Below are 15,199 nucleotides of genomic sequence, written 5' to 3' on the forward strand. Positions count from 1 at the left end.
CGATCGTCGCACCGGGCTGCCAAGCTGACCCCATGCGCGTCCACATCGGCACCGACCACGCCGGGTTCGAGCTCAAGGAGCACCTCGTCGCCCACCTGCGCGAGCAGGGCCACGACGTCGTCGACCACGGTGCCCCCGTCTACGACGGGCAGGACGACTACCCGCCGTTCGTCCTGCGGGCCGCGCACGCCGTCGCGCAGGACCCCGGCAGCCTCGGCATCGTCATCGGCGGGTCCGGCAACGGCGAGCAGATCGCCGCGAACGTCGTCCCGGGCATCCGGTGCGCGCTGGCCTGGTCGGTGGACACCGCGCGCCTGGCGCGCGAGCACAACGACGCGCAGTGCGTGGGCATCGGGGCCCGGATGCACACGCTCGAGGAGGCGACGCTGCTCGCCGACACCTTCCTCGCGACCCCCTTCTCCCAGGACCCGCGTCACGTGCGGCGCATCGCGATGCTCGACGAGTACGCGCGCACGGGCGAGCTCCCGCCCCTGCCCGGCGCCTGACCCGGGGCGGTGCCCGAGGGTCACACCGTCCGGCGCGACGCCCGCCGGCTGGGGGAGCGCTTCGCGGGCTCGCCCGTCGTCGTGAGCAGTCCGCAGGGACGCTTCGAGGACGGCGCGGCCCTGCTCGACGGCCGGACGCTGGTGGCGACGGACGCGCACGGCAAGCACCTGCTCGCCGACTTCGACGACGGGCGCACCCTGCACGTCCACCTCGGCCTGTACGGGAAGTGGACGACCGGTGACGGCCTCCCCGAGGCGCCGCGGGGGCAGGTCCGCGTCCGGCTCGAGGGTGAGCGCGGCTGGGCCGACCTGCGGGGTCCGACGGCCTGCGAGGTCCTCGACCCGGACGGCGTCGACGCGCTGCACGCCCGGCTCGGGGGGGACCCGCTGCGCCCGGACGCCGACCCGGCGGTGGCGTGGGCACGGATCCACCGCAGCCGGTCGAGCACGGCGGGGCTGCTCATGCAGCAGGAGGTCGTCGCCGGTGTGGGGGTCGTGTACCGCGCGGAGGTGCTCTTCCGGGCCGGCATCAACCCCTACCGGCCCGGCCGGGAGCTCGAGGAGAGCGAGTGGGACGCGCTCTGGAAGGACCTCTCGACCCTCATGGCGGCCGGGGTCCGGGCCGGGCGCATCGTCACCACCCGGCCCGAGCACCGGTCGCGGCGCGCGGGCCGGCCGACGCGGGCGGACTCCTTCTACGTCTACCGACGCCAGGGGCAGCCGTGCCGGGTGTGCGGGACGGAGATCGCCTACGCGCAGCTCGCGCAGCGGCACCTCACGTGGTGCCCGGCCTGCCAGCCCTAGAGATCACCTCCAGTGATTGGGTCCATACGCTGAGTCACTCGTAGGATGCCGACATGCAGCGGCACGTCCCGCGCCGGGCCAGGCGGTTCGGCCTGAGCCCCGGCCGCCGCGCGGCCGTCCGGCGCCTGCTGACGCGTCCGCCGCAGCGGTCCACGGCGGCCGTGCTCGTCCTGCTGGTCCTCGTCGTCGGGGTCGCCTCCGCACGGAACGGAGCCGTCCCGCTGACCTCGGTCGTCCCGCTGGTGCTCGTGGGGGCCCTGCTCCTGCGCCTCACGCCGATGCTGGTGCTGGCCGTGGCGACCGTCCTCGCCCTCGTCGCCTCCGTCCTGCTGCGCGCCGAGCACCGCGGACCGGTGACCCCGAGCCTCGTCGTGGTCATCGTGCTCACGACCCTCATGGCCGTGCAGTTCGCCCGCGGCCGCGAGCAACTCGGCCTGACGGGCTACCTCGGGGAGGCGATGCTCGTCGACCTGCGCGACCGGCTCCTCGCCCAGGGCCGGCTCCCGCAGCTGCCGCCCGGGTGGCACGCCGAGGGGCTGGTCCGTCCCGCCCACGGCGACGCCTTCTCCGGGGACGTCCTGCTGTCCTGCCTGGTGGGTGAGCGGCTCGAGGTCGCGCTCGTCGACGTCTCGGGCAAGGGCCAGGACGCCGGCAGTCGCGGGCTCCTGCTCTCCGGTGCCCTCGGCGGCCTCCTCGGTGCCGTGCCCCCGCACGAGTTCCTGCCCGCGGCCAACCGGTACGTCCTGCGCCAGGGCTGGTTCGAGGGCTTCGCCACCGCGGTGCACGTGGCGGTCGACCTGACGTCCGGCACGGTGTCGGTGGCCTCGGCCGGCCACCCGCCGGCCGTGCACGCCCACGGGGCCACCGAGGCGGAGCTGCTCGAGACGAGCCCCGGGCCGCCCCTCGGGCTCGTCCCGTCCGCCGGGTTCCCGGCTGTGGGCGCCACGCTCGCCCCCGGGGACGCGCTGCTCGTCTACTCCGACGGCGTCGTGGAGCAGCGCGACGTCGACCTCGGCGACGGGATCGGCGCCCTCGTCACCCGGCTGCTGTCCCTGGCGCCGGGCGCGCGGGCCGGTGCGCTGGCCGGCCTCGTCGACGACGTCGCGCCGGGGGAGGCCGACGACCGGACCGCGCTGCTGCTGTGGCGCGACGCCGCCTGAGTCAGGCCCCGGGACCCTCCGACGTCCACGTCTGCGCGACGCGGGCGCCGTGCTCGGCCCCCAGCTGCCCGGCCAGCTCGGCGAGCAGCCGCCGCGCGTCGCGCACGCACACCGCGGGGTCGGGTTCGAGGTCGGTGAGGGCCCGGGCGTCGGCGAAGCCCGCGGCGCGCCACCGCTCCTCGGACAGGGTCCGCCGCCCGCTCACCACGACCACCGGGGCGGGGATCCTCGCGGCCGCGGCCGCGACCCCGACGGGCGTCTTGCCGCCGAGCGACTGCTCGTCGAAGCTGCCCTCGCCCGTGACGACGAGCGAGGCGCCCTGTGTCCGGTGCTCCCAGCCCGCGAGGTCCAGCACCACCTCCACGCCCGGCCGTCGCCGCGCCCCGAGCAACCCCAGCGCCAGGAACCCGACGCCCCCGGCTGCGCCGGCCCCCGGTTCCTCCCGCGCGTCGGTCCCCGTGGCGTCGGCCAGCGCGTCCGCGAAGCGGGTCAGGGCCCGGTCCAGCAGCTCCACGTCGGCGGCGCTCGCCCCCTTCTGAGGTCCGAAGACGGCCGCGGCCCCGCGCGTCCCGAGGAGCGGGTTGTCGACGTCGGCCGCGAGCGTCCACCACGTCCGGCGCACCAGCGGGTCCAGCCCGGACAGGTCCACGCGGTCGAGGTCGAGCAGCGCCGCGCCACCGTCGGGCAGGTCGTTCCCGGCCGCGTCCAGCAACCGTCCGCCGAGCGCGGCGAGGATCCCCGCGCCGCCGTCGGTGCTCGCGCTGCCGCCCACGGCGAGCACGACGTCGCGGGCCCCGGCGGCCAGGGCGTGGCGCACGAGTTCGCCCGTGCCGCGGGTCGTGGCCGTCAGGGGGGCGCGGACGCCGCCGGGCAGCCGGTCCAGGCCGGAGGCCTGCGCCATCTCGACGATCACGGTGTCCCCGTCGCGGGCGTACGTCGCCTGCACCGGTTCACCGGTGGGGCCGGTGACGCGGACGGTCACCGTCCCGAAGCCCGCGGAGCGGACAGCGGCCTCGACGGTGCCCTCGCCGCCGTCGGCCACGGGCAGGGGGGTGGACACCACGGCCCAGCCGGTCGTCTCGAGGCCGCGAGCCTCCGCGCCGGCCGACAGCGCGCGGTGGAAGCCTTCCCGGAAGTGCTCGGCGACCGTGTGCGCCACCTCGGAGGCCGTCAGCGACCCCTTGAACTTGTCGGGCGCCACGACGACGTGGAAGGCCGTCTTGTCCGGGGTCGGCATGCCGCGGACCCTACCGATGCCCGCCGGGACGACGCAGCGGCCGCCTCCGGGGGAGACGGCCGCTGCGGTGTGGAGCGGGCGACGGGAATCGAACCCGCGTAGCTAGTTTGGAAGACTAGGGCTCTACCATTGAGCTACGCCCGCACGTGAACACGTGCCCGAGAAGCCCTGCGGGGCGCCTCGGGGAACAGCGTAGCGGGTCGTGAGCGGTAGCCTGCTGCCTGTGCCGCCCGTGCGGTGGTGCGCGGGGTGTGGCGCAGCTTGGTAGCGCGTCCGCTTTGGGAGCGGAAGGCCCCCGGTTCGAATCCGGGTACCCCGACGGACACGCGTCCGTCCGCAGTGCGGACGGTCGCGCAGTGATGGGCCCCGTCGCGGACGGCTACGCTTTCGCGGTGCGTCGGGGCTGCCCCGGCGTGCCGCACGCCTGACCACGACCTCCGCCATGCGCGGAGAGACCCCAGGAGACCCCTGCTGTGAAGAGCGACGTCGAGACCCTCAACGCGACCCGGGTGAAGTTCACCGTCGAGGTCGGCTACGACGAGCTGAAGCCCAGTCTCGACAAGGCGTACAAGTCGATCGCGGGTCAGGTGCAGGTGCCGGGCTTCCGCAAGGGCAAGGTCCCCGCGCGCGTCATCGACCAGCGCTTCGGCCGGGCCGTCGTGCTCGAGGAGGCCGTCAACGACGCGCTGCCGAAGTTCTACCAGCAGGCCGTCGAGGCCTCGGACTTCCTGCCCCTGGGCCAGCCCACCGTCGACGTCTCCCAGGCGCCCGACCCCGCCACCGGCGGCGACCTGAAGTTCTCCGTCGAGGTGGACGTCCGCCCGACCCTCGAGCTGCCCGACCTGTCGACCATCGAGGTCACGGTCGACGACCTGCAGGTGCCCGAGGAGGAGGTCGAGACCCGTCTGACCGCCCTGCGCGAGCGCTTCGGCACCCTCACCGGCGTGGACCGCGCCGCCGCCGACGGCGACTTCGTCTCCATCGACCTGCTCGCCGAGATCGACGGCGAGGAGATCGAGAGCGCCAAGGGCATCAGCTACCGCATCGGCCAGGGCAACATGATCGACGGCCTCGACGAGGCGCTCACGGGCGTCGCCGCCGAGGGCACCACGACGTTCACGGCCCCGCTGGCCGGCGGTGACCGCAAGGGCGAGGACGCCAGCATCACCGTCACCGTGCAGTCGGTGAAGGAGCGCGTGCTGCCCGAGGCCGACGACGACTTCGCCCAGCTCGCCAGCGAGTTCGACACCCTCGACGAGCTCAAGGCCGACCTGCTCCAGCAGGTCGAGCAGTCCAAGAAGTTCGAGCAGGGCCTGCAGGCGCGCGACAAGGTCCTCGAGAAGCTCCTCGAGGTCGTCGACGTGCCGGTCCCGGCCTCCCTCGTCGAGGCCGAGATCCACGCCCACCTCGAGCGCGAGAGCCGTCTCGAGGACGCCGAGCACCGCGCCGAGATCGCCGAGTCCACCGAGCAGGCCATCCGCAGCCAGCTCCTGCTCGACGCGCTCGCCGAGCGCGAGGAGATCGGTGTCGAGCAGGGCGAGCTGATCGAGTACCTCGTCGGCCAGGCCCAGCAGTACGGCATGGACCCCAACCAGTTCGTGCAGATGGTCGACGGCGCCGGCCAGGTGCCGTCCATGGTCTCCGAGGTCCGCCGCCGCAAGGCGCTCGCGGTCGCCATGGAGAAGGCCACCGTGACGGACGCCTCGGGCAACACCGTCGACCTCGAGGAGCTCGTCGGCGGCGACGACGAGGACGACGCGACCGAGGGTTCGGGGGACGAGGCCGTCGAGAGCCCCGCCACCGAGGCCGGCGAGACCGTCGACCCGACCGGTGAGGACGAGCAGGCCGCGGCCGAGCAGGTCGCGACCTCCGACACCGCGCAGGAGTCGGACAAGAGCTGATCCCCGTCGCTGTGGGCGCACCGGTGACGGTGCGCCCACAGCGAAAAGGCCCCGGTCCCGACATGGTCGTCGGGACCCGCGCGTTAGGGTCGATCGAGATCGGCGGAGCATCCGCCGGACCCTCCCGGACACGTCCGGGGTGGGTGGTCGACGCCAGGAGAGGGCCAGGGAACAGCGTGAGCGAGATCTTGAGCGCACCGGGACTGGTGACGCCGCAGGCCCGCACGGGTCAGCCGGGCATGGGCCTGGACGACAACGTCTACCAGCGGCTGCTGCAGCAGCGGATCATCTGGCTCGGGACCGAGGTCCGGGACGACATGGCCAACGCCATCTGCGCGCAGCTGCTGCTGCTGGCCGCGGAGGACCCGGACGCGGACATCTTCATGTACATCAACTCGCCCGGCGGCTCGGTGTCCGCGGGCATGTCGATCTACGACACCATGCAGTACATCAAGCCCGACGTGGCGACGATCGCCACCGGCATGGCTGCCTCGATGGGGCAGTTCCTTCTCTGCGCGGGGGCCGCGGGCAAGCGCTCGGCGCTGCCGCACGCGAAGATCATGATGCACCAGCCGCTGGGCGGCCTGGGCGGTTCGGCCTCGGACATCAAGATCCTGGCCGAGCAGATCATCGCCACCAAGAAGCAGATGGCCGAGCTCATCGCGCAGCACTCGGGCCAGACGTTCGAGACGATCACCCGCGACTCCGACCGCGACCGCTGGTTCTCGGCGCAGGAGGCCAAGGAGTACGGCCTCATCGACCACGTCGTGGGCCACACCAGCGAGGTCGAGGGCGGGGGCGGCACCGGTGCCTGAGCTGTTCCGCCCGCTGTTCACCGCCTCGAGGGGAGACCGCCCGATGAACCCGCACAACCCGCAGGCCCGGCTCAACCCGGCCTACGACCAGTCCGCGCGCTACGTGCTCCCGCAGTTCGAGGAGCGCACGTCCTACGGCATGAAGCGCTCGGACCCGTACACCAAGCTCTTCGAGGACCGCATCATCTTCCTCGGCGTGCAGGTGGACGACGCCTCGGCCGACGACATCATCGCCCAGCTCATCGTCCTGGAGTCCCAGGACACCGAGCGCGACATCATCATGTACATCAACTCCCCGGGCGGGTCCTTCACGGCCCTCACGGCGATCTACGACACGATGATGTACATCCGCCCGGACATCCAGACGTACTGCATGGGCCAGGCGGCCTCGGCCGCCGCCGTCCTGCTGGCTGCCGGCGCCCCGGGCAAGCGCTTCGCGCTCCCCAACTCCCGCATCCTCATCCACCAGCCGGCCATGGCCGGTGGCGACTACGGGCAGGCCTCCGACCTGGAGATCCAGGCCAACGAGATCCTGCGCATGCGCTCCTGGCTGGAGAGCACGCTCGCGTTCCACTCGAACCGGACGGCCGACCAGGTCCGCGAGGACATCGAGCGCGACAAGTTCCTGACCGCGAAGGAGGCCGTCGAGTACGGCCTCATCGACGAGGTCCTGGAGAGCCGGAAGGCGTCCGCTCCCTCCCTGTGAGCACGAAGCGTCACTCGCCTGCAGCAGCGAGTGACGAGATGCCGAGCTTCCGGGGGGCCGGTCTGGCACCGTGTCCCCCGGGGGCGTCTAATGAGTCGGGCGAGTCGGACCCGGCAGGTAGCGTGGGTCCAACCGGCGGGACGCACGGTCCCGGGCGACCGGACCGGAGTGCCGATCGTCGGGACACCCCGCACGTCGAGGAGAGGATTCGTCGGTGGCACGCATCGGTGACGGTGGCGATCTGCTGAAGTGCTCGTTCTGCGGCAAGAGCCAGAAGCAGGTCAAGAAGCTCATCGCGGGCCCAGGTGTCTACATCTGCGACGAGTGCATCGACCTCTGCAACGAGATCATCGAGGAGGAGCTCGCCGAGGCCAACGACCTGGGCCTGGTGGAGCTGCCGAAGCCCAAGGAGATCTTCGACTTCCTCGACCAGTACGTCATCGGCCAGTCCTCGGCGAAGAAGTCGCTCGCGGTGGCCGTCTACAACCACTACAAGCGCATCCAGGTCGGCGAGGCCGCCGGCAGCGGGAAGGCGCGCGGCGAGGACGCCGTCGAGATCTCCAAGTCCAACATCCTGCTCATCGGCCCGACCGGCTGCGGGAAGACGTACCTGGCCCAGACGCTGGCCAAGATGCTCAACGTGCCCTTCGCCATCGCCGACGCGACGGCCCTGACCGAGGCCGGCTACGTCGGCGAGGACGTCGAGAACATCCTCCTCAAGCTCATCCAGGCCGCCGACTACGACGTCAAGAAGGCCGAGACGGGCATCATCTACATCGACGAGGTCGACAAGATCGCCCGCAAGTCCGAGAACCCGTCGATCACGCGGGACGTCTCGGGCGAGGGCGTCCAGCAGGCGCTGCTGAAGATCCTCGAGGGCACGACCGCCTCGGTGCCCCCGCAGGGCGGGCGCAAGCACCCGCACCAGGAGTTCATCCAGATCGACACGACGAACGTCCTGTTCATCGTGGGCGGGGCCTTCGCCGGCCTGGACCGGATCATCGAGTCCCGCTCCGGCAAGCAGGGCCTGGGCTTCGGCGCCCAGCTGCGCTCGACGACGGAGAAGAAGGCCGAGCCGTCCTTCGCGGACGTCATGCCCGAGGACCTCATGAAGTTCGGGCTCATCCCCGAGTTCATCGGGCGCCTCCCCGTCATCACGAGCGTCGAGAACCTCGACCAGGAGGCGCTGGTCCAGATCCTCACCCAGCCCCGCAACGCCCTGGCCAAGCAGTACCAGCGCATGTTCGAGCTGGACGGCGTGGAGCTGGAGTTCACCGACGACGCCCTCGAGGCCGTCGCCGACCAAGCCATCCTGCGCGGAACCGGCGCCCGCGGGCTGCGCGCGATCATCGAGGAGGTCCTCCTCCCGGTGATGTTCGACGTGCCCAGCCGCGACGACATCGCCCGCGTCGTGGTGACGCGCGAAGTCGTGCTGAAGAACGTCAACCCGACGCTCGTGCCGCGCGAGGCGCCGGCCCGCAAGCCCACCCGGGAACGCCGCGACAAGTCGGCCTGACCGGCCACGCACGACAGAAGCCCCCGCACCGGACGGTGCGGGGGCTCCTTTCGTCGCGGGGCCCGCCCGCGCAGGTCCCCTGCCCGCAATGCGGACGCACGAGAGCCCCGCACCGGACCGGTGCGGGGCTCTCGTCGTGCGGGTGGGCACGAACTACTGCTGCAGGACCGCTTCGACGTCGATCTGGACCTTCAGCGTCGTGCCGAAGACCGCCACGCCGATGCCGACGGCCTGGTTCCAGTTCATCTTGAAGTCGTCGCGGTGCAGCTCGGCCGTCGCCGAGAACGCGGCGCGGGTGCCGCCCCACGGGTCCGGGCCGGAGCCCGCGTAGGACAGCTGCAGCTGCACGGGCCGGGTCGTGGCCAGCAGCGTCAGGTCGCCGGACAGGACCCACCCGTCGGCACCGCGCTGCACCCCCGTGGCCGAGAAGGTCAGGGTGGGGTAGCGGTCGGTGTCGAGGAAGTCCGCCGAGCGCAGGTGCTCGTCGCGCATGGCGTTGCCCGTGTCGATCGTCGTCGCGTCGATCTCGACCTGCACGCTGGCCCGCGTCACGTCCTCGGGGACCGTGATGACCCCGGTGAAGCCGGTGAACCGGCCGTTCACCGCGGCCAGGCCGAGGTGGTGGGCCCGGGCGGAGATCGAGGAGTGCGTGACGTCGATGGCCCACACGCCGGGCGGCGGCACGTCGCTGCCGCCCTGGCGCCGCAGCCGGACCTCCCCGATGCGCCACGCCCCGCCGCCGGGGACGACGACGCTCGTGGCCCGCGGTTCGTGGGCCGCGGCGGCGACGAGCATGGTCGCCGCCCCCGCGGGCACCCCGAGGAGGGCGAAGCCGCCGTCGCCACCGGTGACGGCGCGCGCCACCTGGGACCCGTCGGCCCCCAGGAGCGTCACGGACGCCCCCGTGACCGGCCAGCCCTCGCGGTCGAGGACGCGGCCCTCCCCGGTCACCCCGGAGGACGTGCCGGTCGGGCCGCCCGCGAGGTGGGACGGCGCCGACGGGTCCGGGCTCACCGCTGCTCCGAGCGCGACTCGAAGCGGGTCAGGTCCAGCGTGGCGCCGGCGTCGCGGGCGCCGAGCGTGATCTGGGCGGCGGACACGGTGTCCTCCTCGACGTCGACGGACGTGGCGACGGGGGCGTACCCGGCGGCGGTCAGCGTGTAGTGGCCGCCGGCGAGGTCCTCGAAGGAGTAGCTGCCGTCGGCGCTCGTGACGACCGAGCCGACGACCTCCCCGTCGGCGTCGACGAGCGTGACGGTCGCCTCGCGCAGGACACGGCCGTCGCTGGCGGCGACGACGGTCCCGGTGAGGCGGCCACCGCCGGTGAGGACGAGGTCGCAGGCCAGGGCCCCGGAGTCGGGGACCTCGATGCTGCGGGCCAGCGGCCGGTGCGACTCGCTCTGCGCGGTCAGCACGTAGGTGCCGCCCATGAGCTGGTCGAAGGAGTAGCCGCCGCCGTCGTCGCTGCGGGTGGAGCCGACGACCTCACCGGTGACGTCCGTCAGGGTCACCAGGGCCCCGTGGACGCCCGTGGTGCGGCCGTCGTGGCCGGCGCCGAAGTCGTCGGGCAGCGCGTGGGTCAGAACGCGACCGGTGATGGCCGAGCGGCCGGACAGCACCACGTCGCGGGTGACCGAGCCGTCCCCGACGCCGACGAGCGTGGCGGACGGCGCCACGTGGGCCGCGGCGACGATGAGCAGGTACGTGCCGCCAGTGGGCAGGTCGAGCGTGTACGCGCCGTCGTCCCGGGTGCTGGTGCGGGCGACCTGCTGGCCGGACTGGTCGGCGAGGGTGACGACGGCACCCGGCAGCGGCCGGCGGTCGTGGTGGCGGACCGTCCCGGAGACCGTGAGGCCGGCGTCGGTGCGCGCGGGCTGGGTGGGCACGCTGGGGATCTCCTCCCGGTCGGGGTGCGGGTGGCCGTTCACCGTCGCGGTGCCGATCCTCGCACCGCCGACGCCCTCCTGGCCCGTCGTGGCCGTGACAGCCGTGGCCGCGGTCCGCGTCGTGGCGTCCGGGGTCTGCGTGGCCTCGGGGGTCTCGTCCCCGGTGCGCAGCGCGCGCTCCTTGAAGAACAGCGTGATGAGGAACGCGACGAGCGCGAAGGGGGCGGCGACGAGGAACACCTCCGCGATCGAGGAGCCGTAGGCCGACTGCACGATCGAGCGCACCGGCTCGGGGATCGCGGAGAGGTTCGGCACCCCGGTCGAGGACCCCATCGAGGCGAGCGCCTGGCCCGGGTCGATGCGGGCCGCGGTGAGGCCGTCCTCGAGGTGGTGGGTGACGCGGTTGCCCAGCAGCGCGCCGAGCGCGGAGACGCCGATCGCCCCGCCGAGGCTGCGGGCGAAGGCGACGAAGGAGCTGGCCGAGCCGAGGTCGCGCGGTTCGACGACGTTCTGCACCGCCAGGACGAGGTTCTGCATCATCATCCCGACACCCAGGCCGATGAGGGCCATGAACGGCGCGATGATCCAGTAGTTCGTGTCGTACTCGATGGTGCTCATGAGGCCGAGCCCCGCGGTCAGCAGGACGCCGCCGGTGACGAGCCAGCCCTTCCAGCGACCGGTGCGGGTGATGAACTGCCCGGCGACGGTCGAGGCGATGAACAGGCCGAGGATCATCGGGATGGTCATGACGCCGGCCATGGTCGGCGTCTCGCCGCGCCCCAGCTGGAAGTACTGGCTGAGGAAGATGGTGGCGCCGAACAGGGCCACGCCGACGAAGAGGCTGGCGGCGGCCGACAGGGCGATCGTCGGGTTGCGGAAGAACTTCAGCGGGACGATCGGCTCCTTGGCGCGGTGCTCGGCGAGCACGGCCAGGCCCAGCAGGACGACACCGGCGGCGACGAGGCCGACGGTCCACCACGAGGCCCAGTCGAACTGGGTCCCGGCCAGCGAGACCCAGATGAGCAGGGCGGAGATGCCGGCGGCCAGCAGGGTCGCGCCCAGGTAGTCGATGGACACCTCGCGCTTGGGCTGCTCGGGCAGCTTCAGGCGGGTCTGCAGGACGATGAAGGCGGCGACGGCGAACGGGATGCCGACGTAGAAGCACCAGTGCCAGGACAGGTGCTGGGTCAGGACGCCGCCGATGAGCGGACCGCCGACGGTCGCGAGGGCGAACGTGGCGCCGAGGTAGCCGGAGTACCGGCCGCGCTCCCGGGGGGTGACCATCGAGGCCAGGATGACCTGCGCCAGCGCGAGGAGGCCGCCGCCGCCGATCCCCTGGAAGACGCGCAGCGTGATGAGCATCCCCATGTTCGTCGACAGGCCGGCGATGGCCGAGGCGATGACGAAGATGACGAGCGCGATCTGGACGAGGAGCTTCTTGGAGAAGAGGTCGGACAGCTTGCCCCAGATGGGGGTCGAGATCGTCGTGGCGAGCAGCGCCGCGGTGACGACCCAGGTGTAGCCGGACTCGGTGCCCTTGAGGTCGCTCACGATGCGCGGCAGCGCGTTCGAGACGACGGTCGAGGACAGGATGGCGACGAACATGCCCAGCAGCAGCCCCGAGAGCGCCTCGAGGATCTGCGCGTGGGTCATCTTCGGGGTGCCACCGGGTCCGGTGGCCGTGCTGGACGTCGCGTGGACGTCGGTCGTGGTGCTCATGCGTTCCCCTGCAACTGCATCTCGTGGCGGGTCGGGCTGGACTGGTGGTGGGTGAGGTCGACGGTCCCCGGCGGTGGGTCGGGCCTCGTGAGGCGGCCGAGGAGGCGGGTGAGCTGTGCGACCTCGTCGTCCCCCCAGTCGTCGAGGTGGTCGACGAGGCGGCCGACGACGGCGCGGCGGAACGTGCGCAGCTCCTCCAGGCCGGCCGGGGTGACGTTCAGCCGCTGGGAGCGGCCGTCGGCCGGGTCGGGGGAGGAGTCGAGCAGACCGCGCTGCTTGAGGTGGCTGATCTGGCGGCTGACCGTCGACAGGTCCAGCGCCAGGTGGTCGGCGACCTCGCTGATGCGCAGCGGTCCGTGCTGGAGGACGACCGTCAGGGCGACGATCGCCGGGGTGTTCTGCGTTCCGACCAGCGCGCGACGGGTCCGGAGCAGGTCCGGGAACACGTCGGCGAGCGCGGCGCACGCGTGGGGTGTGGCCATGACGACCTCGGTGACGACTCGGTTGGTGTGTGCAAGCAACCATACGAGGATTGGTTGCTCCATGCAACCCGAGGGTGGCCCACGTCGGACGAGCCCGCACCCGGGACGGGGTGCGGGCTCGCAGGGGGAGGGACCGGGAAGGCCTGGGGGTGTCGGGGGTGGGTCTCAGATGGCCGAGTTGAGGCGGTGCAGCAGGTCGGCGAGCGTCGTCATGTCGCTCTCGGGCCAGCCCTCGAGGCGGGTGTGCAGCCGCTGCCGGCGGGCGGCGCGGGCGGCGTGCACCTTCTCCAGGCCGTCGGGGGACAGGGTCAGCTTGACGGCCCGCCCGTCGGTCGGGTCGGCCTCGCGGCTGACGAGCCCGAGGCGCTCGAGCAGCTGGACCTGCCGGGACAGCGTGGGCTTGCCGATGCCGAAGAAGGTCGCCAGGTCCGAGGGCCGGGACTCCCCGACGTCGTCGAGGCGCACCAGCAGGCTGTAGGCCTCCGGCTCCAGGTCGGGGTGCACGCTGCGCGCGGTCTCCCGGTTGATGGCGCGTGAGCGCCGCAAGAGCACGGCGAGTTCGCGTTCCAGCGCTTCAGCAGGGCCACTGACCATCCCCGGAACCTACCGGCCCGCAGGCCCTCTGCAGGACGGACCCGCGGCGCGCCGGGGTGCCCGGGGTTGTGGGACGGCGCCGACACCACCTAATGTCCCGGTCAGATGCATCGAACCGATGCATCGAGTCGTGACGCGAGGAGCTGGTCCGTGGTCCGCAAGCGTGGTGACGTCGTCCTGCTGGCCGTCCTGGCACTGCTGGCCGACGGCCCGATGCACGGGTACGAGGTGCGCAAGCGCCTCGACCAGCGGCTGGGTGTCTTCCGCGCCCTCAGCTACGGGACGCTCTACCCCGCGCTGCGCGCCCTGCAGGCCGGCGGCTGCATCACCGAGACGACCGAGCAGCGGCTCCCGGGCACCATCAGCCCCAAGCGGGCCCGCGTCGTCTACGAGATCACCGCGCACGGTCGGGACCGGCTCGCCGACATGCTCGAGGAGTCCGGCCCGGAGGCGTGGGAGGACGACGCCTTCGGCGTGCACTTCGCCCTCTTCGGGCGCGTCGCCCCCCGCACCCGGCTGCGCATCCTGGAGGGCCGCCGCGCCCGGCTGCTCGAACGCCTGGAGCAGATGAACCGCTCCATCGAGCGCACCCAGACCCAGCTCGACGTCTACGCCCTGGAGGCCCAGCGGCACGGCGTGGAGACCGTGCGCAGCGAGGTCGACTGGCTCGAACGACTCATCACCGCCGAACACCACCCGAGTCCCACCCCGATCCCCTCCCCGAAGGAGACCCCCTGATGGCCGGTCCCATCCGCGTCGCGATCGTCGGCGTCGGCAACTGCGCCGCCTCGCTCGTCCAGGGCGTGCACTACTACCGCGACGCCGACCCGACGCAGTCCGTCCCCGGGCTCATGCACGTGCAGTTCGGCGACTACCACGTGCGCGACGTCGAGTTCGTCGCCGCGTTCGACGTCGACGACAAGAAGGTCGGCCTCGACCTGTCCGACGCGATCGGCGCGTCGGAGAACAACACGGTCAAGATCTGCGACGTCCCCACCTCGGGTGTGACGGTGCAGCGGGGCCACACCCTCGACGGACTCGGCAAGTACTACCGCGAGACGATCAGCGAGTCGGACGCCGAACCCGTCGACGTCGTCGCCGCCCTGCGCGAGGCGCGCGCGGACGTCCTCGTCTGCTACCTGCCCGTCGGGTCGCAGGACGCGGCGGTGTTCTACGCCCAGTGCGCGATCGACGCGAAGGTCGCCTTCGTCAACGCGCTGCCCGTCTTCATCGCGGGCACCCCGGAGTGGGCGCAGAAGTTCACCGACGCCGGCGTGCCGATCGTCGGCGACGACATCAAGTCCCAGGTCGGCGCGACCATCACCCACCGCGTGCTGGCCAAGCTGCTGGAGGACCGCGGCATCAAGCTGGAGCGGACCTACCAGCTGAACGTCGGCGGGAACATGGACTTCAAGAACATGCTCGAGCGCGACCGCCTGGAGTCCAAGAAGATCTCCAAGACCCAGGCCGTGACGTCGAACGTCGAGGCGGACTTCGGCACCCGCAACGTCCACATCGGCCCGAGCGACTACGTCCAGTGGCTCGACGACCGCAAGTGGGCCTACGTCCGCCTGGAGGGCAAGGCGTTCGGCGACGTGCCGCTGAACCTGGAGTACAAGCTCGAGGTGTGGGACTCCCCGAACTCCGCCGGCGTCATCATCGACGCCGTCCGCGCCGCGAAGATCGGTCTGGACCGGGGGATCGGCGGCCCGCTGCTGTCCCCGTCGGCGTACTTCATGAAGTCCCCGCCGGAGCAGCGCGACGACGAGCGCGGCCGCGCTGGCGTCGAGGCGTTCATCGCGGGCACCGTCGAGCGCTGACCCCACGCACGACCGCGGCCCCGCTCCCTCCTCAGGAGAGCGGGGCCGCGGTG

At 72.4% G+C, this 15,199-nt stretch carries 14 protein-coding genes and 2 tRNA genes; 10 read left to right on the top strand and 6 right to left on the bottom strand.

Annotated elements, in window-relative coordinates:
- Nucleotides 1-32: 32 nt before the first annotated feature.
- The 3 genes from ACFEMC_RS05985 to ACFEMC_RS05995 are packed head-to-tail and all read left to right on the top strand — an operon-like array spanning nt 33 to nt 2,470.
- A complete protein-coding gene (locus ACFEMC_RS05985; RefSeq protein ID WP_380174508.1) occupies nt 33-506 on the top strand; it encodes a ribose-5-phosphate isomerase in 474 nt (157 codons plus the stop codon).
- A 9-nt stretch (nt 507-515) separates the two neighbouring features.
- Nucleotides 516-1,310 (top strand): Fpg/Nei family DNA glycosylase, encoded by a 795-nt coding sequence (locus ACFEMC_RS05990; RefSeq protein ID WP_380174510.1) that lies wholly within the window; start codon nt 516-518, stop codon nt 1,308-1,310.
- A gap of 53 nt (nt 1,311-1,363) precedes the next feature.
- Nucleotides 1,364-2,470 (top strand): PP2C family protein-serine/threonine phosphatase, encoded by a 1,107-nt coding sequence (locus tag ACFEMC_RS05995; protein WP_380174512.1) that lies wholly within the window; start codon nt 1,364-1,366, stop codon nt 2,468-2,470.
- 1 nt (nt 2,471) lies between these two features.
- Here ACFEMC_RS05995 and ACFEMC_RS06000 read toward each other — a convergent pair whose 3' ends face one another.
- Together ACFEMC_RS06000 and ACFEMC_RS06005 are read right to left on the bottom strand one after the other, a co-directional pair.
- Nucleotides 2,472-3,707 carry a glycerate kinase gene (locus ACFEMC_RS06000; protein WP_380174514.1) on the bottom strand — a complete coding sequence of 412 codons (1,236 nt, stop codon included), beginning with the start codon at nt 3,705-3,707 and terminating at the stop codon, nt 2,472-2,474.
- A 70-nt stretch (nt 3,708-3,777) separates the two neighbouring features.
- A tRNA-Gly gene (locus ACFEMC_RS06005) sits at nt 3,778-3,851 on the bottom strand.
- A gap of 101 nt (nt 3,852-3,952) precedes the next feature.
- Here ACFEMC_RS06005 and ACFEMC_RS06010 point away from each other — a divergent pair.
- From ACFEMC_RS06010 to clpX, 5 genes are all read left to right on the top strand, one after another.
- Nucleotides 3,953-4,026, top strand: a tRNA-Pro gene (locus ACFEMC_RS06010).
- Between the two features lie 154 nt (nt 4,027-4,180).
- The gene (tig, locus tag ACFEMC_RS06015; RefSeq protein ID WP_380174516.1) at nt 4,181-5,608 is read left to right on the top strand and encodes a trigger factor; all 1,428 of its coding nucleotides are present in this window, start codon (nt 4,181-4,183) and stop codon (nt 5,606-5,608) included.
- Nucleotides 5,609-5,784: 176 nt separating this feature from the next.
- Nucleotides 5,785-6,423 (top strand): ClpP family protease, encoded by a 639-nt coding sequence (locus ACFEMC_RS06020; protein ID WP_380174518.1) that lies wholly within the window; start codon nt 5,785-5,787, stop codon nt 6,421-6,423.
- A 43-nt stretch (nt 6,424-6,466) separates the two neighbouring features.
- Nucleotides 6,467-7,129: an ATP-dependent Clp protease proteolytic subunit gene (locus ACFEMC_RS06025; RefSeq protein WP_367640984.1), complete on the top strand. Its 663-nt coding sequence runs from the start codon at nt 6,467-6,469 to the stop codon at nt 7,127-7,129.
- A gap of 214 nt (nt 7,130-7,343) precedes the next feature.
- The gene (gene clpX / locus ACFEMC_RS06030; protein ID WP_380174521.1) at nt 7,344-8,645 is read left to right on the top strand and encodes an ATP-dependent Clp protease ATP-binding subunit ClpX; all 1,302 of its coding nucleotides are present in this window, start codon (nt 7,344-7,346) and stop codon (nt 8,643-8,645) included.
- Between the two features lie 153 nt (nt 8,646-8,798).
- Here the strand turns inward: clpX and ACFEMC_RS06035 are convergent, their stop codons facing one another.
- From ACFEMC_RS06035 to ACFEMC_RS06050, 4 genes are all read right to left on the bottom strand, one after another.
- A complete protein-coding gene (locus tag ACFEMC_RS06035) occupies nt 8,799-9,596 on the bottom strand; it encodes a YceI family protein (protein ID WP_380176626.1) in 798 nt (265 codons plus the stop codon).
- Nucleotides 9,597-9,655: 59 nt separating this feature from the next.
- Nucleotides 9,656-12,250: an MFS transporter gene (locus ACFEMC_RS06040; RefSeq protein WP_380174523.1), complete on the bottom strand. Its 2,595-nt coding sequence runs from the start codon at nt 12,248-12,250 to the stop codon at nt 9,656-9,658.
- Entirely contained in the window at nt 12,247-12,732 is a 486-nt protein-coding gene (locus ACFEMC_RS06045) for a MarR family winged helix-turn-helix transcriptional regulator (protein WP_380174525.1), read from the bottom strand. Before ACFEMC_RS06045 ends, ACFEMC_RS06040 begins: the two co-directional genes overlap by 4 nt.
- 165 nt (nt 12,733-12,897) lie before the next feature.
- A complete protein-coding gene (locus tag ACFEMC_RS06050) occupies nt 12,898-13,326 on the bottom strand; it encodes a MarR family winged helix-turn-helix transcriptional regulator (RefSeq protein WP_380174527.1) in 429 nt (142 codons plus the stop codon).
- Between the two features lie 150 nt (nt 13,327-13,476).
- Between ACFEMC_RS06050 and ACFEMC_RS06055 the strand changes: the two genes are divergently transcribed.
- Both ACFEMC_RS06055 and ACFEMC_RS06060 read left to right on the top strand, forming a co-directional pair.
- Nucleotides 13,477-14,064: a PadR family transcriptional regulator gene (locus tag ACFEMC_RS06055; protein WP_380174529.1), complete on the top strand. Its 588-nt coding sequence runs from the start codon at nt 13,477-13,479 to the stop codon at nt 14,062-14,064.
- Nucleotides 14,064-15,146 (top strand): inositol-3-phosphate synthase, encoded by a 1,083-nt coding sequence (locus ACFEMC_RS06060; protein ID WP_380174531.1) that lies wholly within the window; start codon nt 14,064-14,066, stop codon nt 15,144-15,146. The genes ACFEMC_RS06055 and ACFEMC_RS06060 overlap by 1 nt, the downstream gene beginning before the upstream one ends.
- Nucleotides 15,147-15,199 lie beyond the last annotated feature (53 nt).

The organism is Kineococcus sp. DHX-1, from assembly GCF_042473625.1.
GTDB lineage: Bacteria > Actinomycetota > Actinomycetes > Actinomycetales > Kineococcaceae > Kineococcus.